Source organism: Paenibacillus sp. plas6, from assembly GCF_057221655.1.
The window spans coordinates 4,413,994-4,434,301 of the sequence record NZ_CM170151.1; the positions used below are offsets into that span (position 1 = coordinate 4,413,994).

Genomic DNA, 20,308 nt, shown 5'->3' on the forward strand with positions numbered 1-20,308 from the left:
CTTGATTAAAAATGTACGACACTAAGCAACGTTAACTATGAATTACCTAATCCTTATTTCGTATAATATCTTTTCCTGTAACGTACACTATTTTCTGTATTTTAAAACTTATAGAAGAAGGTGTTTTAGAATTGAAAGCAGTAAAGGAACTAATGACTACAGATTGCAAAACGGTTACTTTACAGGACAACATTTATGAAGCTGCTGTAATTATGGCAGAAAATGATATTGGTTTTGTTCCTGTAGTAGATGTGCACAACCCCTCTCAATTAATTGGGGTAGTTACCGACCGAGATTTGGTTGTAAGAGGCTATGCTCAAAAGCATCCTGGCTCTACATCAATTGAGAAAGTAATAAGTGAATCGCTTGTAACTGTATCACCTAATGATAGTATTGATGAAGCAGCTGATCTTATGGCACATTATCAAGTTCGTCGCCTTCCTGTTGTTGATAACGGAAAACTAGTCGGTGTTATTGCTTTAGGTGACATAGCAGCAGCGCGTAAAGAACAAGCATCAGATACAGAGCATGCTCTCCACAATATATCTTTGAAATCAAAAACATCCGAACAACAACGACTAATGTAATATAATCATTTGAAATAACTGCCCTATTATTAGTGGCAGTTATTGTTATATTTCACAATAAAAAATCTATTGTTTTTACATAAACTGTATTTTATTTTTGTATATTCGTTTGAACTCGACATTTTAATTAATTATTTGATATTATTTATAGGATTGTTTTGAACTTAAAGAAAGATGTGATGTAATGAGTATCCAACGTAAACCTAGCAAACTAGAACAAAAGCTCATATTATCACCTATTCGCACTTATATAAAAAGCAAATATAACATTACAGTTGAGCAAAACGATACCACTGGCTTAAAAGGTCCTTATATCATTTTGTCCAACCATGTTAATAATTGGGATCCTTTGTTCATTAATTGCTTTGTTGACGAGCCTTTATGTTTTGTAGCAGCTGCTCCACTGTTTCGAAATAAGGCGTTAAAAAAATTATTAGATTATACGGGAGCAATTTCGAAAACAAAGTCTAGAACAGATACCAGTACAATCAGAGGTATGCTGCTTGCGAAAAAGCATAATCGAAGTATTTCCATTTTCCCTGAAGGAAATCGCAATTGGAATGGATATAGTGAGCCAATTGTTTATGCAACGGCCAAATTAGTTAAGCTGTTAGATATTCCTGTCATTATCGCGAAAATTAAAGGCGGATATTTAAGTCATCCACGCTGGGCAGAGAATAAGCGAAAAGGAAAAGTGTCGATTACATTTGAAAAGAAATGGGGTGCTGGAGCGTTTACCAATAAATCAGTTGAGGAAGTATACTTCGCATTATCCGAGGCTCTTCAGTTTGATGAAATCGCATGGAACAAGGAGCATCAGTATCGTTTTAAAGGAAAAGATCTTGCTCAATACCTAGAGCGCCATATCTTTGCTTGTCCGAATTGTGAAGCAATCGGCAATATGTATTCAGAGGGCGATATTTTTAAATGCAATGCTTGCCGTTATACGGTTCGCTACAATGAGTTTGGTTGGTTTGAGCAGTATAGTGAAAAACTTCACTTTCAGTATATTAAAGATTGGAACGACTGGCAGCTTCAATTCATCGCGCATAAAAAAAGCAATATCAATTGGCAAATTGAACTTGAAACTAACATATTCGATGAAGTTCATTTGCTTATATCCGAAAATAATAAACCATTTGGAAAAAAGCGAACTGCTCAATTAAATTGGAAGGATCAAGCACTTGCACTTAGCATGAAAGATACCCTGGATGAGCTAATCATTCCATTGAAGCAAATTGAATCAGTTAATGTGAACATGCATAATAAGCTTGACTTTTTCTATGAAAATCAAATGTATCGACTAAGCTTTTTTCACCCGAGATCTTCAGCATATATGTGGCAAAAATTAATCGAGCTTTACCAACAACCATCAGCGGAGGAATAAGATGTTAGACACTTATAAGCTCATCTTAGATTTTATCTATATCTGCTTACTTATTATACTAGCCGCGTTCTTAAAATCTAAAATTAGAATTTTAAGAAAATGGATTGTTCCCACTGCTATGCTTGCTGGCTTTCTCGGATTGTTTTTAGGACCTGAATTTTTAAATATTATTCCTCTTAATTTGGACAGGCTTGGCAATCTCGTTTATCATCTAATGGGTATTGGATTTATTGCTATGAGTCTTAAGCAAAGAGAAGTAAACGATAATCCAGGCGTTATCAATTCTGGACTTATTATTGTTTCAACCTATCTAATTCAAGGTTTGGTTGGACTTTGTATGATGATGATATTAGTTGCAACCGTCTATCCCAATTTATTTCAAGGCATTGGACTGCGATTGCCATTAGGCTTCGGACAAGGACCAGGACAAGCCTTTTCTATCGGCTCATCATGGGAAACACTTGGCATTCAAGATGGAGGAAACATTGGACTTGCAATAGCTGGTTTAGGCTTTGTATGGGCAACCTTCATCGGGATCATTTTAATGAATATTCTTAGCAAACGTAAAGATTATCAACGTAGCTTAACATATAAGCATGATCAAAGCCTATCTTCTGTGCAAAATGAAGGTAACAAAGAAATCCCACTTGCAGATGCTATTGATAATCTAACATATCAACTAGCAATGATCGGTGTGATTTATTTAATTACTTATTTAACAGTATACGGAGCAGATAAATTGCTTACCCCGCTTGGCAGTACAGGAGAAACATTTGCTCAGCTATTAATCGGTTTTCATTATATTATCGGCAGTATTTACGCAATGCTTTTTCGAGTTACATTAAATAAGCTTGAGCTAAAGGGCTGGAAGCTGGAGCATTCACCCAATAATTTCTTATTGTCACGAATTTCAGGCTGCGCTTTTGATTTTATGATTACTGCTTCGATTGCAGCTATTTCGATATATTCACTTAAGGAATATACGCTGCCAATTGTGCTGTTTACAGCAGTAGGCGGTGTTGTAACCATTATGTATATCCTTTGGATAGTACCTCGTGCCTTTCCAAAAGATAAACTGCCAAACGTATTAGGCTTTTATGGCATGTTAACAGGAACAATTTCAACAGGGCTGGCTCTTGTTAAAGGCGTCGATCCAAAATTTCAATCCAATACCGCAGATAACTTAGTGGTAGGCAGTGCAAGCGCGATCATTTTTGGCTTTCCTATGATGCTTGTTCTCAATATTCCGATTGTAGGTTATCGAGAAAGCAAGCCTGCAATGTATTGGCTAGCGCTGCTTATCATCGCTGTTTATTTCGCTGTTCTAGTCGGTGCGTTGCTTATCCGTACAACAAGACAGAAAGCAAACAATGCAAGTTAAAACTCGTGAAAATAAAAAGCTGATAGCTTTGGTCATTAATGGGTACTTTATGTCAAAAGTTCGATTTGCTTACTTTAACTTTTGGAAGTCCCTGCAATGTTTCAAAACTATCAGCTTTTCTTTTTAAATTAGTATGGAGAAACTAATAAAGGTCTGTTCTCATTGTATAGGATATATAACTGCTTAATTGCTCTGCTAGCTGCCACATATGCAAGCTTGCGATCGAAATCAGTAGGCTCATAATTTTCAAACCTTACCATAATCACTGTATTAAACTCCAAGCCCTTTGCAAGGGTAGGCGTTGTAATAATAACTTTCGCATTTTTAGGAAGATTGTTAATCGTCTGAATCTCTGTACTAAAATATGGAGCAATCCACTTAAAGTATTGCATTAATAGGCTTTCATCCTTCACAATTACAGCTATCGATTCCATATCTTGCTCATAAACAAGCTCCTCCAGTAAAGCAAGTAACTCCTTCTCTTCTGCCGCCTTATTGACAGGAATCCAATTGACAGGCTCACCGTCAATCATCGTTTGTGTCGATAGCTGATATTTTCCTCTGGCAAAAGGCTCAATGATTTTATTGCTTACTTCAACGATTTCAGCTGTAGAACGGAAGGTAGCCTTTAACTCGTAAATTTGCGGCTCACCAATTATATCATACAGCTCATTCCAACTGCGCAAGCTGCTGGCTGGGTTTATATTTTGACCTAAATCGCCAATTAACATGATACCTTTAGAAGCAGTTAAGTCATGCATTTGAGCAATTTCATAAGGCATATAATCTTGGGCCTCATCGACAATAAGATAAGATAGCTTTTGCTCTTTAGGAATTCCATTAATAATCGATTCAATATGCAGCAAAGCAGCTAAATCCTCAACATAATACTTTGCTTTGTTACTGGCAGATGTAGGTTTTTCAAGTATCGCTTCTTTTTCTGCTAACTCCATTACTTGTTGGAACAATTTATCGTAACGGAAATGTTGTAATACGCCACTTACATGCTGTTTAATTACTTTTTCAGCCTTTTCCATTACTTTTACTGTCAATTCCAGCTTTTGCTCTGTTCGATAAGGCTCTTGTTTAGCACTTAGCTGAACAAACTCATTTTTGAAAAGACGGCGCATTTCATTGTTAATCCGTTTTAACAGTTCTCGTTCATATAAATACAAGCAGTGTTTTAGAATTTCCTCACATTTTATTTTATGTTCCAGTGAGAAAACTTCGTTTTTATTCTGTTCAAGCTCTTTTACTTTGTTAGCTTTAAGTATTTGTAAACGAGATAAATAAGTGCTTGAGCTCATCAGATGGTCGATATTTGTCACAGGTCCAAGGCTTGTATGAATTACTTGCAGCATAAAGCTCTCTTGTTCCTTATTTAACTCTAACTCCACCATTCTTTCCCATATCATATTAACCATTTCTTCAGTTTCTAATTTATGCAACGCTGCAGCAATAATACTAGTTATTCGGCTTACTGCAGTGTCAAGATAGCGCTCAATAAGCAGTTTGGATTCATTTAGCTTTTCAACCTTCTTTAAATTATCTTCTAAAGCATGATATTCTCTAGCCAAGTTTGGAATTTTGTCTGAAAATAAATGACTATCGCTCAGCTTTAACTCGCTTAATATCGGAGCAACTAAGCGCTCACTTTGCCTGTGAATCCATTGCTCAATTTGCTTATAGTATGCCGCTTCCTTTTCAAATTCTTTTTTCCATTGTCTGAAGAAATAGTTATAGTATTCATTTTCTCTTGCCTTCACTTTTAACTGCTTTTTGTTTTGCATTTCGCTTAATACAGTCAAAACAGATATAGTTACCCCGTCAATTTCAAAAGGAATACTCCAATTTCTTAAATCATTAATCAGTTCATATACTTTCTTTTCTACATAATTTCTAAAGGCAAGTGAACCTTTTCCCTTTGCTATCGCTATATCTGAAACGTGATGACGAGTTATATTTGCCGTGGAAATCCCTAAAATATCACAAGCCCAGTTCATAAACGTCAACTGCTTTACTTTATAGTTACCTAATGTCGGCAATACGTTCTTTATATGACTTAGAAATGCTTCATTTGGGCCTAAATAAGCAACACTATCTTCCTTCAAATTTTGATATTTATATAGCAGGTAACTTAGTCGGTGCAGGGCAATCGCAGATTTCCCGCTGCCTGCTGAACCTTGTATAATAATAGGCTGAACGATAGGCAAAGTAACCGCGTCATATTGCTCCTTTTGCAGGGTTGCAACAATTTCTTTCATTTCTAAGCCACGCTTTTGTGATAAAGCATGTATTAGCGCTTCATCCTTAACAAAGCCGTTGTCAGCCGTAATTGGACTATGCAGATTAACGATTTGACCTTTTCTAATTTCGATTTGTCTAATATAGTCAACCGTGATTACACCCATTTTATCCAAATGAACAGGGGTGCCGACTGTTTTATAGTAATATGCTTTAGCTGCATCAGCTTGCCAGTTGATAATATATCCATCAACTCCATATGTTCCGATATAAAGAGTTTCTTGACCATATGTATCACTTTCAATATCAACTCTGCCAAAGTACGGTTCGTCCAACATTTTTTCAACTGTTCGATTTTGATTCATTTGACCGCGACGAATGATACTTTCTGCATAGGCAGTAGCATAATCAATCTCATAGTTATCGCGGAAATTAATCGGCTTTACCTCAACATACATTTTTTCAATGACGGATATTACTTTTTCTAAATATTCATATTCCCATTGATCCGTTCTAGGCTTAAATTTCGTTAGTTTCTCTCCTTGCGGCGAAACAGTTCCCGCTTCCGAAACAGTCGAATTGTTTATCAAGGAAACACTTTCTGTAAGCACCTCATTCATCGAATGAAGAAATTCATCTTCATCAATAGCTTGCTCAACTAAATCAATTTCTTCTGATTCTTCTGAAAATAGATCTTCTATTTCGATTTCTGCTACTGGCTCCCAATCTGGAACTACAGCTTGCTCTGTATCTGCACTCAAATTTCGTTGTGTAGTATCTAATAGCTGACGTTCAAGCTTATTTAATTGCTGTCTGGTCTTTTTCAATTGTTGCTCAGACTCTGCATAAAGCTCTTGTAATTGACTATATTCTTTGGAAAGTTCATTCTTTTCTTTGCTTAATACATCCAATTGACTCTGATAATATTCTCTTATTTCTTTTTCCATTTGTTGGATGATATTTGTTGTATCAGTAATGATTTGCTGTTTAGTTGTTTCTAATTGTTGATTCATTTCAACAATAAACTGTTTATTCTCAGAAGACATTTTTAAGAGTGGTTCAAATTGCTCTTTAAGCTGCTCATAATTTTTCGTCATTTCGTAAAGTTCTTGTTGCAAATGTTCATTCTTTGTTTCTAAGCCCGCTTTAATTTGCTCTTGTGCCTGAAGCTGCTCCTTATATTGTTCATTAAGGATAAGGAGCAATTTATTTCGCTCTATCAATTCATTTAATTTTTCTCTCTCCTGCAATAGCTCTGTGCGATATTGATTATAGCCACTCATTTCATTAAGTTCGGATTGCATTCTGTCAATTAACTGATTAGCTTGCTCATTTTTATTTCTTTCTTCTTTCAGCTGTAATTTTAAATAATTTATGTAAGCAATTTGCTCTTCGTCCTCATTATTGAAATTATTCCCAAATAATTTTCTTATCATATAAGATACCATCCTGAACTTTATTAATTTTACAAAACACTATCATTCAATTATATAATAGTTTTCCAGTGAGAGTATAAAATATTATGTGTAAATGAATAAATGCAAAAGGAAGACCTTTTCTTGTAGAATTGAGTTACCACACAAAAATTCACAGAGAGAGGTCTTCCCTATGAATCATTTTACAACAGATTTAGTCCAAGCTCTAGTTACAAAACAAGATGTGACTGAAATTTTTCGTATTCACCTCGAAAGAGCGATGAATCACTTGTTAACAACCGAGTTAACCGCCTTCCTAGATTACGAAAAGTATGATCGTGCAGGCTTCAATACAGGCAATTCTCGTAACGGCAGCTATACACGTACGCTCCATACGGAATACGGCGATCTGCACCTTCAAATCCCTCGTGATCGTAATGGAGCGTTCAAGCAGCAGACCGTAGCACCCTACAAGCGATCCAACGACACGTTAGAATCGTTTGTCATTCATATGTTCCAAAAGGGCGTAACCATGACTGAAATCGCTGATCTGATCGAGAAAATGTATGGGCATCATTACACCCCGCAAACCATTTCTAACATGACGCAAGTGATGGTAGGGCATGTGGATGCCTTCTTGAAACGCTCGTTAGCTACACGCTATGTCTGCGTCTATTTGGATGCAACCTACATTGCTGTAAAGCGTGAGACCGTTTCGAAAGAAGCGGTTTACTTAGCTGTTGGCATTCGCGAAGATGGTTCTAAGGAAGTGTTAAGCTATGCCATTGCTCCAACCGAGTCTGCTTACGTGTGGAAAGAGCTTCTGCAAGACCTTCGAGAAAGAGGCACAGAAGAAGTGCTACTCTTTATTTCTGATGGATTAAAAGGCATGGTTGATGCCATTTTCGAGGTCTTTCCAGGTGCCAAATACCAAACCTGTTGTGTTCATCTTGCTCGCAATCTTGCTCATAAAGTGCGTGTGTCTGATCGTGCTGAGATCTGTGATGATTTCAAGACCGTATACCGTGCAAAAGATGAGCAAGCTGGTCGTGAAGCACTAGAACGTTTCTGTGATAAGTGGAAAACTGCTTATCCTAAAGCAACGAAAGCCTTAGTGGAGAATCCCTATATCTTCACGTTTTACAGCTTTCCACAGTCGATTTGGAGAAGCATTTACTCTACTAATCTTATTGAATCCTTTAACAAGCAGATCAAGAAATATACCAAGCGGAAAGAGCAATTTCCTCATGAAGAAGCACTAGAAAAATTCTTAGTTTCACAGTTCGAAGGCTATAACCAACGCTTTGCTACAAGATGTCATATTGGCTTTGATCAAGCTCGTGCAGAACTACAAGCCATGTTCAAAAGCAACACGTAATTCAACTGCTACAAGTAAAAGTTATTTTTATTTACACAAACTTCTTGACGCTACCTTTCCAGTATTAAACAGTGATTTATAGAATTTAACTAAATCATTCATAAATACAGCAGTTATTGTACGTACTTACGTTGTCAAATATATTAACACAGCTAATGAAACAGATATTGTAAATTTTAGTAGAATAAAATAAGGATCGACGTTTATTCAAAAAAACAACCTCAATAGCTATGTCTAGAACGAGCCTTCAGTGATATTAATTCATACAGAAATCGTAGTTACTATACAAAGAATGAACATCATTCTTGCTGATAGCTATCCATTATGATTGGAAGCTCGTAACGAAGGAAGAGCTTATTCTTTCTCCTCCTTTTAAAGAAGACGTATATGTAAGATGGGATATTTGAGCTTTCCTCAGAACACTTATGTGTTCGACAGTGAGTTAAGATATGCATTAGTTTCAACCCCTAACGAATTTCATGAGTATTCTCACAAAATGAGACTATACAGAAATAAGAATCTCGTGTCAGATTGATAGTTGCCTCTTGGTAATAAACCCTTGCTACAATTCCGATTAAGGCTGTGCGACTATCATTTGATTTAAGAAACTAAGAACGAATGAGATTAAGAGATTATGTTTCCAAACTTAAGGGGTTAATCCGATTAACAATAAGATTATTATATGTCCATTCTATGATTAAGCGATCATCATTCGATTCATAATACTCTCTAAGCAACTCGTGCCAATTCTCTAAAAGTTGTTCATCTATTGTCAACATACCTTTACCTGCTCGCAGCAAAATATAGTTAGCTGATAAAATTGCTGTTCTTTTATTACCATCCCAAAATAATTGTTTCCTCATGGCATAATACATATATTTGATCGCCTTGTATGTTTCGGATACGTTCATTGTCATTATCTGTTCTATATCATGTACAATTTTTGTTCTTACTGGGATAGGAGGCTTGTAACTAATTCCGCCAATGCTTACCTCACCATTTCGTATTTTCCCCCATTCTAATGCTTCATAATAAGCAACAAAACTATTTATTTTTTCTGCTATTTCCAATGAAAACACACTAGTTTCATTTAATAAATAGTTACAAGCATTGCTTAAATTTTTAATAACTAAAACTTCATCCTCCGTAACATCGTTCAATCTTTCCCCTTCAACAATTGCTTTAGTTTGTTCGTAGGTTGTTGTTACAAGTTCAATTTTAGATAATTGATGAATGAGACTTACTCTTTTGCCCTCGAACAACTGCATTGCTTCGAGATGAGTTAAGTTATATTTATCAGGCAACAATTTAACACCATCCTTTAATTAAATTGCAAAACAATTACTTTACTTAATTTTACTTCACTATAGCAAAATAGGAAGCTAGCTATACAACTAAACTTCCTATTTTAAATAATTATTTTATTTTAATATATGTAGAATCCTCATCTGAATTGTAAGTTGAAAATTGGAGTACTACACTTTTATCACTATCTCGCACTTCCTGTGGTATTTCAAACGTTAAGTTATTCGTATCACTAGTCAGTGGTTTCAAGGACTTAAAGCCATAATACCAATTATTATTCAATCCATGCGCCACTGTATCGTATTCATATTTGTCATCATAAATTAATTTGGCCTCTAACCTTTCACTGTCATTCCCAAAGATCTCAAACGTACTTCTCTGAATATCATGTTCATTTTTTATTTTAACGTTGCAAATTAAAAATACTTGTTCTTCGCCAGCATTATAATAATGATAATAATAATCTTCAGGCTCACTATCTGTTCGATTATATGAGCATGAATTAACCGTAATATTGTATTTATTAATTGTAAAAGTTTCTTTAAAATTGACTAAATTTAATACATTAACTATCGGAGTCTTTCGAATTTCATTACCTGAACTATCTGCCACTGTAAATTCAACAATGTAACTGCCTGGAACATCACTTGAAAAATCTTTTGTATTTAATTTCACTTTATCGGTAATATCCCCATCAAGATTATCTGTTGCTTTAACAAAATCAAGCAAATTAGTACTTTCACCCTTAAATATATTTATTTTATCTGCTACCTTTAATGTAGGCGTAACATCATCAATAACACTAATTTGCTTTTCAATGCTAGCTGAATAACCTTTCGAATCTTGAACATCAATTTTTACATTATATGTTCCGATTTTTGCTAAATTAAGGTCGCTAGTAACATTAACCTGCTCGATAATATTTTTATCAAATACACTTTCGGCAACAACGATACTTTTAATTGATTCGATTTTATCATTTTCTGTACTAGCTGAAAGCTTATCACTTTTAAATTCCAATTTTGGAATAAAGACTTGCTCGTATGTATCAGTTTCAATTCCTTTTTTCGAGCTTATTTCATCCAATAAACGACTAGATTCTTTTGCAAGTTTATTTACACCTAGTATGATTTTATCAATGTCGGTTATTTCATAATTACTATTTAATAGGGATAAGTAGTATGTTAAGTTATCCTTATTAAAATGCTCATTATTTAGTAACTGATTATATTCATCAAGGCTTATCTTATTTTTAATAATCGTTTTTTCTATTTTATTTTCTTTTATTGCTAATATATCTTGTTCACTATATCCTAGCTTTTCTAATTGGCTATTACTTGAACATGAAATTAACAATACTAGCGAAAATATGATTAAAGCGGTTTTACAAACTTGTATATATAACTGTTTCATCTCTTTACCTCACTTATATAAATCAATTAAATCAGACAATGAAATATTGATACCGCATGACTTCAATCTACTCTTTCTATCATTAAATAATTTTTCAAGGATGATCTTACTCTCTTCAAGTACTCCATGATGCAAAGTACGATGACAATTTGGACAAAGTGAAACGATGTTTGCGTGCACGTCTAGACTTACATTAAATCTAGCCTGATGACTCATTGGAATTAAATGATGTCCTTCACAATAGTTTTCTCCTGTTGTTTTAGATTTAAATGATCGATGATCTTGATTCACTTCACATTTAAAATGAGCATTTACGATAACCTCAGCAGGCTTTTTCACATTTCTTTTATATCCTCGTATACTACCTTGCATAACTTCTGGCGCTTCTTCAATTTTATCAATAATTTTGATATGAGCTCTATCAATCATCTTCAATTGTGTTTCTACTTCATTTACAAATTCTGCATCTTGCAAATCTTCATCTACTTTATTGTGCACCGTCTGCTCTTCTGTGTTTTCAGATTCATCATTTTTTAGTATCTTACTTGTATCAAAGCCATATTGTTCTAACCGTTCTTTGGCTATTGCTCTTTCTTCGAAAGAAAATAAAGATTTATACTTGGGATTCAAAATTATTGCCTCAACCGTTAAATCAACTCTTCCTTTTTCGAATAGCTTAACAAGACCATCTGTTATTTTTGAAGAATTAATTAGTTTTTTTGCTGTTTGATAACCGCCATATTCAGATATCATTCTAAAAAAGACGCTAGGATTATATCCAATTTTATTAGCTTGTTGAGCAGATTGAATAAGATCATTTTCTAGTAATTTAAGTAATTCTTTGGTTTGAGATTCACTCATAGTAACACCTCACTTTTAAATAAAATCCACTAACCTCGTAAAACAAAAAATCGCCCTCTAACGTTGACATGTTAGGACGATTTATTTCGGTCGGCCTGTGCGTCATCGTTCTTGTAGAGGAGCTTATACATTGAAGTTAACTTTGTCCAACAGTCAGATTCACCTCTACTTGTCCAATAACTGTTTGTATAAATCTTACTATATCTCCTCATTGATTAACAATAAACGAAATTATGAATTATATCGAAAAAAAGAACCTTTCCTTCATCTGATTGATAAATCAAATAAAAGTAAGGTTCTTTTCCAGTGAAATCCTAAGCCTTATCCACATTAAAGTAATTCGCCTCTGGATGTGCGAATACCATTGCACTTACAGATGCTTCAGGTTCCATCATAAAGCCTTCGGTTAGCTCGACACCGATATCTTCTGGCTTCATTAAATCAAATAACAGCGCTTGATCCTCTAAGTTCGGGCACGCTGGATAACCAAACGATACACGGATACCTTGATAACGAGCGCCGAAGCGTTGCTTCATTGTCATTTCAGGCGGATCTGGATAACCGCATTGCTCACGCATCATTTGGTGCACTTTTTCAGCTAGTCCTTCGGCTGTTTCTAGAGCACAAGCCTGCAGCGCATGTGAACGCAAGTAATCGCCTTTTTCTTTCCAATCATTCGAAATTTCTCGAATACCTTTACCAGCAGTTACTACTAAGAAACCTACATAATCCATTACGCCGCTGTCCACACTTTTCAGATAGTCAGCTAGACATAGGAATGGCTCAACCTGCTGACGCGGGAAGGAGAAGCGTTTAATTTCCTTCGTATGATCCTGCGGATCGTAGATAATTACATCATTACCTGACGATTGTGCCGGGAAGAAGCGATACATTGCATTTGCTTCAAGATAGCCTTGTGTTGCTCCATCACGATAAATTTGGTCGATTATTTCTTTTAGTTTTACCGTTTTTTCATCTCCTGCAGCAAGCAGCTTATCTACTTGCCCTTTAACACCTAGATGATGACCAAGCAACATTTGCATATTTACATATGGCAACACTTGTGTCAACGGAATATTGCGCAAAATGTGACGCTCAGTATCAGGCGGTACAAATACAGGAGCATCTGGCGAAATATTGGAACGAACAGCTCGAGTCATCGGAGGTAATTTTTTACTATCCTGCTCCTCATTTAACAAAGCTAGTCGCTGTTCTGCAATTTCTTTTTCTAGTTCTGCACGCTGTTCAATACTTGTCAATTTATTAGCAATATCTAGCCCTTCCATTGCATCCTTAGCATACACAACCAAGCCATCATACTCTGGCAAAATACGTGTACGCGTAAATTTACGTGTAAGTGCAGCACCGCCCACCAAAATCGGTACATCAATACCAGCATTTCGAAGGTCCTGCGCAGTCACGACCATTTGCTGGGCAGATTTTACAAGCAGGCCAGATAAGCCAATTGCATCAACCTTCTCTTCACGATACGCCTCAATAATCTTTTCAGGCGGTACCTTAATGCCAAGGTTAATAATTTTATAGCCATTGTTCGATAAGATGATCTCAACAAGGTTTTTCCCAATATCGTGAACATCACCTTTAACAGTAGCAAGCAAAATTTTACCTTTAGTAGCTGACTCTGTTTTTTCCATAAACTGCTCAAGATAACTTACAGAAGCTTTCATAACCTCTGCACTTTGCAGTACTTCAGCAACAATTAGCTCATTGTTATTGAATAGACGCCCTACTTCCTCCATACCCTTCATTAACGGACCGTTAATAATTTCAAGTGGAGTATATTTTTCACGAGCCAGATCTAAATCTGCAATCAGACCTTCCTTCGTTCCTTCAATAATATAAGAAGCGAGTCGTTCTTCTAGCGATAAATTAGACAGTTTTTCTTTCTTTTCAACCTTTTTATCACGGAACGCTGCTACAAAAGCTGCGAGTGTTTCATCATTCGTATTATAAATTAGCTGTTCCGCCAGCTCGCGTTCCTCTGCTGGAATAGAAGCATAGCGCTCAAGCTTCTCTGTATTAACGATAGCATAGTCCAGACCTGCCTTCGTCGCATGATACAAATAAACAGAGTTTAATACTTCCCGACCTGCATCAGGCAAACCGAAGGAAATATTACTTAAGCCGAGTAACGTTTTTGTACGCGGATATTTTTCTTTTATCATCCGAATACCTTCTAATGTTTCCACTGCAGAACCAATGTATTGCGGATCACCAGAACCGATTGGGAACATATTCGGATCGAAAATAATATCTTCCTCGTTTACTCCGTACTTATTAACAAGCAAGTTGTAAGCGCGATCTGCAACTTCCAGCTTTGCCTGACGAGATACTGCTTGTCCACGCTCATCAATTAGAATGACAACAACGGCAGCACCATATTTGTGAATAAGCGGAACAATTTTTTCAAACTTCGTTTCTCCATCTTCAAGGTTAATCGAATTAATAATCGCTTTACCTTGTGAATATTTTAGGCCCAATTCAATAATATGATCGTAAGTAGAGTCGATCATAATTGGAGCTTTTATTTTTTTCATAACTTGCGGTAAAAACTGATTAACCGCATAAGCTTCATCAATATCTGTATCCTGCAAATTAATGTCAATTATTTGAGCTCCGTTTTTAACCTGACTACGTGCTATTTCAGAAGCTTCATCAAACTTTTCTTCTTTAATAAGACGTTTAAATTTGCGTGAACCAGAAATATTGGTCCGTTCACCAATCATAATCGGACGGTTATCATCTTCAATAAAAACTGTTTCAATTCCTGAAACTGCATCAGGATGATCTCCTAAAGCTTGTCTTGGCTGGTATTTCGCCATTGTCTCAGCAATTGCTTTGATATGAGCCGGTGTTGTACCGCAGCAGCCGCCAGCAATGTTAAGCCAACCATTTGCAGCAAAATCCTCTAATTTTCGAGCTAAAGACTCAGGTGTCTCATGATAGTGCCCATTTTCATCAGGCAATCCTGCATTTGGATAGCATGAAATCTTCGTGCGAGCAATATTGCTCAATGAGCGAATATGGTCACGCATAAACTCTGGACCAGTCGCACAGTTTAAACCAATAGAGATTGGATTTAAATGCTCTAGTGAAATATAGAACGATTCGATCGTTTGACCAGCAAGCGTAGTTCCCATTGGCTCAATCGTACCGGAAATCATTATTGGAAGAGTGATACCTGTTGCCTCAAAAGCGTTACGAACTCCGATACTGCCCGCTTTTACATTTAATGTATCCTGTGAAGTTTCTAGCAAAATCGCGTCTACTCCACCTTCAATTAAAGCTACCGTTTGTTCAAAATAGCTTTCTACTAATTCATCAAATGTTACCCCGCCAGTTACTGACAATGTTTTAGTTGTCGGTCCGAGTGCACCTGCAACAAAACGCGGACGCTCCTCAGTGCTATATTTGTCTGCCGCTGCACGTGCTAATTTAGCAGCAGCCAGGTTTATTTCTCTTGCTTTCTCTGGTATATTATATTCCGACAATACAACACTAGTAGCACCGAATGTATTCGTTTCAATTATGTCAGCTCCAGCCTCAAGATATTGTTCATGGATACTTGTAATTAAGTCTGGACGAGTTAATACTAGAATTTCATTACAGCCATCATATTCAGCACCGCCAAAATCTGCTTCTGTCAAATTCGCTTGCTGAATCATTGTTCCCATTGCACCATCTAAAATGAGAATTCGCTTTGCTAGCTGTTCTTGCAGCTTATTATTGGACACTTTCATACCCCTTCCCAAAATCACTATCTCAAATTTTATCAGAACTTCACATAAGTTGAAAGGATAATAATCGACAATCCAACTTTTTTGTTTTATAATTATAATATAACAATTAAATTCCTATTGGAAAAGGTGGAATAATACATGGCAGAGGTAAGAATTCGCAACACAGACGAACGTATTAAAGGTGAAGAAAACGTAGCCGCATTTTTGTCAAGCCAAGGCGTTCTTTATGAACACTGGAATATTAATAAACTACGTGAAGATTTACGCGAAAAATTCACATTAACTGATGAGGAAAAACAAGAAGTTCTTGATACATTTGATAGCGAAATTCGTGACCTTGCCGAGCGTCGCGGTTATCGCACATGGGACATTATTACGCTTTCTGAAGCAACTCCTAACCTAGATGAGTTGCTTGCGAAATTCGAAAATGTTCATACACATACTGAGGATGAAGTCCGCGCTATTACTGCTGGTGAAGGTATTTTCGTCATTAAAGGTACTGACGATGTTGGTTACTTTGATGTAGAGCTTCAAGCAGGTGACGTTATTTCTGTATCTGAAAATACACCTCACTTCTTCACACTAATGGAAAGCAAAAAAATTGTTGCAGTACGCTTGTTTATCGAAACAGAAGGCTGGATCGCTCATCCGCACCATGACCCTTCTTTCCAAAAATAATGTAATCATCATTAAGTTATGGATGACGAAGCACGGGCTAATTAATAGCTCGTGCTTTTTTCTTAATATTAAAAATTATCCGCTCCCATTTCTAACTACAGGATTCTTTGCTTGGCTCATTGAATATATTAGCAGGTCATCTCTAATTTATTATGTTAGGAGTTCGTTCATATGAGAAGCTTATATGCAGTGTTACTAATGGTGATGTTATTCCTAACTGCATGTCAATCATCGAATGAAATTAAGCTAATTGAATCGGAAACGACTGATTTTGATCTCAACACCGCTTATGAAATGGTAAAAAAGAAAGAAAAAATGATACTTGATTTTGCAATGCTGGACAAGGTCACGCAAAAAGAATTTGCAGATTATGAAGCAGCCTTTATAGAAGAGTTTGGCGAAACGCTTGCCTCCCAGCTTCTTGAAATGTTAATTATCCATGATATGGATGCACCTCAACATTCAGATCTTTTTGTACAGAAATACTCACTATACCCGACCGTTTTTCATAAAGGCGTGACAATTACTCAAGCATACATCACTAAAAATATCTACGAGCATGATTTTTTTAATAGTACTTTGCTTACTATCAGGGAACAGTATACCGAGGCTAATGAGGATTTAAAAAATTGGTACAGGGAGTACATTTTTAAACTTAACGAAAATGATGAATGGGAATTATATCAAATTCCTGGAATATGGAATTTAACAAGTGACGGTTACAATATAAACTATTTAGAGTTAATTGATTACGAGGAGTAAAAGTTAACCTAACCACTTTCAAATAAAAAAGCATGCCCTTGTGACAAGAACATGCTAAATCAAATAAAGGTTATTTTTCAATAATTGCAAATAATTGATTCAAATCAGAAATGGTATGCGTAGGAATGATTTCGTCAGTTCTATCAACACCATGACGATTAATCCATACAGAAGGTATTCCAGCAGTATTTGCCCCTAAAATATCTGTAGTTAATTTATCGCCAACCATTACAACTTCATCAGCATTTACTTGAAGTAAGCTTAATGCATGCTGGAAGATCGAAACATCAGGTTTACCAATACCAAATTCTCCTGAAATGATAATATGATCAAAGTACGGTGCTAACTGTGGAACTCCAGCAAGCTTTTCTCTTTGAAGATCTGGCGAACCATTTGTAAGCAATAGCAGTTTATAATTCCCTTTTAGCTTATCCAGCACAGCAAACGTTTCATCATAAACAAGCGGGCGTTTACGACGTTCTGCTGGGAACATTTCACCAAGCTCTGCCCCAAGCTGCTCATCGTCAATCCCGATAACTTTTAGACCATTGACCCATGCAGAACGACGATATTCAGGTACAAATTTCTCAAGTTGACGAAATTCTTGTTGCTCTCCTTCTGCAAATCGTGCCCATAGCCCTTCAAAAGGATTAATTCCAATTTTCTTCGTAAATGGGAATGCTTCAAAGGCTTCATATATTTTTCTTGCTTCAGAGCGAACTGCTGCTTCTAGTAAAGACGGATCAATATTTTTATTTTTTTCCGCAGCGTACTCACAAGTTGCACGAAATGCTTCCTCTACACTACGAGCATCCCAAAGTAGCGTATCATCCAGATCAAACATTACTGCCTTTTTCACGCTTGTTTCTCTCCTTTATTTGCTATAGTTCAGTCCAAGTAATATTATGTTTTTCTGCTAGCTTCTTTAACTCAACCTTCATATCCTCAATGGGAAAGCGATTGAATGTTTTATTAAAAGCCCAGCTACTACCATTTTTCGGAATAATGATAATGTAGCCGCCTTGAACTTTAATCTCTTTAATCGCAACTGCAAATAGCTGCTTGTCCCCCATAATGCGACGTGACTGTATATAATCTTTCCCTATCGCAAGATAAGGCTTTCGGAAAAAAAATAGAGCTGCTAAAACAAGATAAGCAACATTTGTTAACCAATACATTGCATCTAGCTCGTAAACAGGATTCATTAACAATAAAATGTTATACATCCCAATAAACAGAATAAGTACAATTGGAAAAACGATATTTTGCCCTTTGAACACGATTTTATTATCTTGTCCAGCCGCTTTATTAAGCTGCACATCCCCGAGCCCAGCTTTTTTCCGTTGCTTATTTACCAGTTCCATATTTTTTCTAACTTTTCTTTCCCAAGAACGAGACAAGCAAACTCCTCCTCTATCTATATTAATTTCTGCTTATCTTTAAGAAATTAATGCAGTGGTTTACTTTCTGAAGTTTCATCCTCTACATATTTTATGCTATCAAGCTGTTGTTTAAAATTGGCTTTAAACACAGAGAGATATTGCGCTCTTAATTTTTCACGCTCTTTTTCCTCTGCCTTCGTTAAACCAACAGATTTATTTTTGCGCGCTAGCTCATTAATACGCGCAACCATTTTATCCATATCCATTTCATCCACTCCCCTCTTTATCAATACAAACTTCTGCCGGCTACGGTCGGGAGTTGCACTTTGCATCCCTATTACAATGATAAACCTTTGAAAAAATCCACAACAAATTTATTATAGCAAAAAAGCTTATAAAGTAACATCATTTACTGATGCCTTATAAGCTTAGAAATATTTTTAGTTATTATACATTCCCTATTAAGGAAGCTCGGGCAGAATTAGCTGTTCGCCGGGCTTAATCAGATCACTCTCTAAACCATTACGTTGCTTTATTAAAAATACAATAAAGTTAAGATCTTTGTGCTCATAATGTCGACTTGCAATATTCCATAATGTATCACCAGTACTAACTGTTACAACTGATTCACCATCAAGCACAGCAAATTGTGACGAAGAACTGCCGGCAGCAGCAGTAATTAAATATAAGCTAGTTATTATTAAAACTATAACCAATAAACTAAATATCCATTTATAGATTTGTGTTGAATTGGTATTTCCTTTTTTATGATCTAGCGATGTCTTAATGACCTCATAGCCTTGATATGCATACGGATTATAAGTTGTCATCTCATGTCACTCCCAAACATTTGTTCTGTTTTTATAATATGCGAACATATGTTTCTTGTCAATAGATTCTACCAAAAAATAAGAACATATATTCTCAAGAACTTATGTTTGTGCGAACCGGAGTTCTATGTTATAATTTCCCTAATAATAATGGGAGTTGATTATATGAGCAAGCTTTCTAAGCGCCAATTAGAAATATTGAACTTTATAAAAAAAGAAGTAAGAGAAAAAGGATACCCTCCTGCTGTTAGAGAAATTGCTGAAGCTGTAGGATTATTATCAAGCTCTACAGTACACGGTCATCTAGATAGATTGGAAAAGAAAGGATACATACGCCGTGACCCTACTAAACCACGTGCAATTGAAATATTAGATCATGATGATGAATATACAGATTCATCCGACAACGTAATTCCATTTCCTGTTAAACACATTCCGATTATCGGTAAAGTTACAGCTGGTATTCCAATTACCGCTACTGAAAATATTGAAGATTACTTCCCGCTATCCTCCCATTTTGTTGGTGAGCATAATGTGTTTGTTCTAACTGTTGTCGGTAATAGTATGATTGAAGCTGGTATTCATAATGGTGATCTTGTGATTGTTCGTCAGCAACAAACTGCAAACAATGGGGATATTGTAGTTGCAATGACGGAGGATGATGAAGCGACAGTAAAAACTTTCTATCGTGAAAAAGATCATATTCGCCTACAACCTGAAAACTCATCAATGGAACCAATTATTCTAAAAAATGTTACGATTCTTGGAAAAGTCATCGGATTGTTCCGTGATATGCATTAATAATAAGCATATAATAAAAAAATGATGACCATTATCGCTAGTTGGCATAATGGTCATTACTATTCAGAGGACATTTCCTCGCAATTATCATTACGGGAGGAACCTGTATTGAAATCATTAAAG

16 protein-coding genes are annotated in these 20,308 nt (G+C 35.9%); 7 read left to right on the forward strand and 9 right to left on the reverse strand.

The features are described from left to right. Window positions 1-131 precede the first annotated feature (131 nt). From AC2TDL_RS19610 to AC2TDL_RS19620, 3 genes are all read left to right on the forward strand, one after another. A complete protein-coding gene (locus tag AC2TDL_RS19610) occupies window positions 132-587 on the forward strand; it encodes a CBS domain-containing protein (RefSeq protein WP_484697738.1) in 456 nt (151 codons plus the stop codon). Between the two features lie 184 nt (window positions 588-771). After that, window positions 772-1,974 carry a lysophospholipid acyltransferase family protein gene (locus AC2TDL_RS19615; protein WP_484697739.1) on the forward strand — a complete coding sequence of 401 codons (1,203 nt, stop codon included), beginning with the start codon at window positions 772-774 and terminating at the stop codon, window positions 1,972-1,974. Window position 1,975: 1 nt separating this feature from the next. Beyond that, on the forward strand, window positions 1,976-3,355 hold the full coding sequence (locus AC2TDL_RS19620) for a sodium/glutamate symporter (RefSeq protein ID WP_484697740.1): 1,380 nt from the start codon (window positions 1,976-1,978) through the stop codon (window positions 3,353-3,355). Between the two features lie 128 nt (window positions 3,356-3,483). Here the strand turns inward: AC2TDL_RS19620 and AC2TDL_RS19625 are convergent, their stop codons facing one another. Then, window positions 3,484-7,035 carry a 3'-5' exonuclease gene (locus AC2TDL_RS19625; protein ID WP_484697741.1) on the reverse strand — a complete coding sequence of 1,184 codons (3,552 nt, stop codon included), beginning with the start codon at window positions 7,033-7,035 and terminating at the stop codon, window positions 3,484-3,486. A gap of 172 nt (window positions 7,036-7,207) precedes the next feature. On the opposite strand from AC2TDL_RS19625, the gene AC2TDL_RS19630 reads away from it, so the two are divergent. Beyond that, window positions 7,208-8,392, forward strand: coding sequence for an IS256 family transposase (locus tag AC2TDL_RS19630; RefSeq protein ID WP_484696077.1), 1,185 nt, complete (start codon window positions 7,208-7,210; stop codon window positions 8,390-8,392). A 632-nt stretch (window positions 8,393-9,024) separates the two neighbouring features. On the opposite strand, the gene AC2TDL_RS19635 is transcribed toward AC2TDL_RS19630, so the two are convergent. The 4 genes from AC2TDL_RS19635 to metH form a co-directional block, all read right to left on the reverse strand. Next, on the reverse strand, window positions 9,025-9,699 hold the full coding sequence (locus AC2TDL_RS19635) for a Fic family protein (protein WP_484697742.1): 675 nt from the start codon (window positions 9,697-9,699) through the stop codon (window positions 9,025-9,027). A gap of 109 nt (window positions 9,700-9,808) precedes the next feature. Continuing rightward, window positions 9,809-11,110 carry an immunoglobulin-like domain-containing protein gene (locus AC2TDL_RS19640; protein ID WP_484697743.1) on the reverse strand — a complete coding sequence of 434 codons (1,302 nt, stop codon included), beginning with the start codon at window positions 11,108-11,110 and terminating at the stop codon, window positions 9,809-9,811. Window positions 11,111-11,119: 9 nt separating this feature from the next. Further along, a complete protein-coding gene (locus AC2TDL_RS19645; protein WP_484697744.1) occupies window positions 11,120-11,971 on the reverse strand; it encodes an HNH endonuclease in 852 nt (283 codons plus the stop codon). A gap of 314 nt (window positions 11,972-12,285) precedes the next feature. Continuing rightward, on the reverse strand, window positions 12,286-15,666 hold the full coding sequence (metH, locus tag AC2TDL_RS19650; RefSeq protein WP_484701308.1) for a methionine synthase: 3,381 nt from the start codon (window positions 15,664-15,666) through the stop codon (window positions 12,286-12,288). A gap of 204 nt (window positions 15,667-15,870) precedes the next feature. Here metH and AC2TDL_RS19655 point away from each other — a divergent pair, with 204 nt between their 5' ends. Further along, window positions 15,871-16,410, forward strand: a complete 540-nt coding sequence (locus tag AC2TDL_RS19655) for a 1,2-dihydroxy-3-keto-5-methylthiopentene dioxygenase (RefSeq protein WP_484697745.1) — start codon at window positions 15,871-15,873, stop codon at window positions 16,408-16,410. A gap of 171 nt (window positions 16,411-16,581) precedes the next feature. Further along, window positions 16,582-17,172, forward strand: coding sequence for a hypothetical protein (locus AC2TDL_RS19660; protein ID WP_484697746.1), 591 nt, complete (start codon window positions 16,582-16,584; stop codon window positions 17,170-17,172). Window positions 17,173-17,242: 70 nt separating this feature from the next. Here AC2TDL_RS19660 and AC2TDL_RS19665 read toward each other — a convergent pair whose 3' ends face one another. The 4 genes from AC2TDL_RS19665 to AC2TDL_RS19680 all read right to left on the reverse strand — a co-directional run bounded on the left by AC2TDL_RS19665 (window position 17,243) and on the right by AC2TDL_RS19680 (window position 19,384). After that, window positions 17,243-18,016, reverse strand: coding sequence for an HAD family hydrolase (locus AC2TDL_RS19665; RefSeq protein WP_484701310.1), 774 nt, complete (start codon window positions 18,014-18,016; stop codon window positions 17,243-17,245). A gap of 37 nt (window positions 18,017-18,053) precedes the next feature. Continuing rightward, on the reverse strand, window positions 18,054-18,572 hold the full coding sequence (locus AC2TDL_RS19670) for a hypothetical protein (RefSeq protein WP_484697747.1): 519 nt from the start codon (window positions 18,570-18,572) through the stop codon (window positions 18,054-18,056). A 47-nt stretch (window positions 18,573-18,619) separates the two neighbouring features. Then, window positions 18,620-18,820: a DUF896 domain-containing protein gene (locus tag AC2TDL_RS19675; RefSeq protein ID WP_484697748.1), complete on the reverse strand. Its 201-nt coding sequence runs from the start codon at window positions 18,818-18,820 to the stop codon at window positions 18,620-18,622. Window positions 18,821-19,015: 195 nt separating this feature from the next. Beyond that, window positions 19,016-19,384 carry a LysM peptidoglycan-binding domain-containing protein gene (locus AC2TDL_RS19680; RefSeq protein ID WP_484697749.1) on the reverse strand — a complete coding sequence of 123 codons (369 nt, stop codon included), beginning with the start codon at window positions 19,382-19,384 and terminating at the stop codon, window positions 19,016-19,018. 165 nt (window positions 19,385-19,549) lie between these two features. Between AC2TDL_RS19680 and lexA the strand changes: the two genes are divergently transcribed. Beyond that, window positions 19,550-20,185: a transcriptional repressor LexA gene (gene lexA / locus AC2TDL_RS19685; RefSeq protein ID WP_484697750.1), complete on the forward strand. Its 636-nt coding sequence runs from the start codon at window positions 19,550-19,552 to the stop codon at window positions 20,183-20,185. Window positions 20,186-20,308 lie beyond the last annotated feature (123 nt).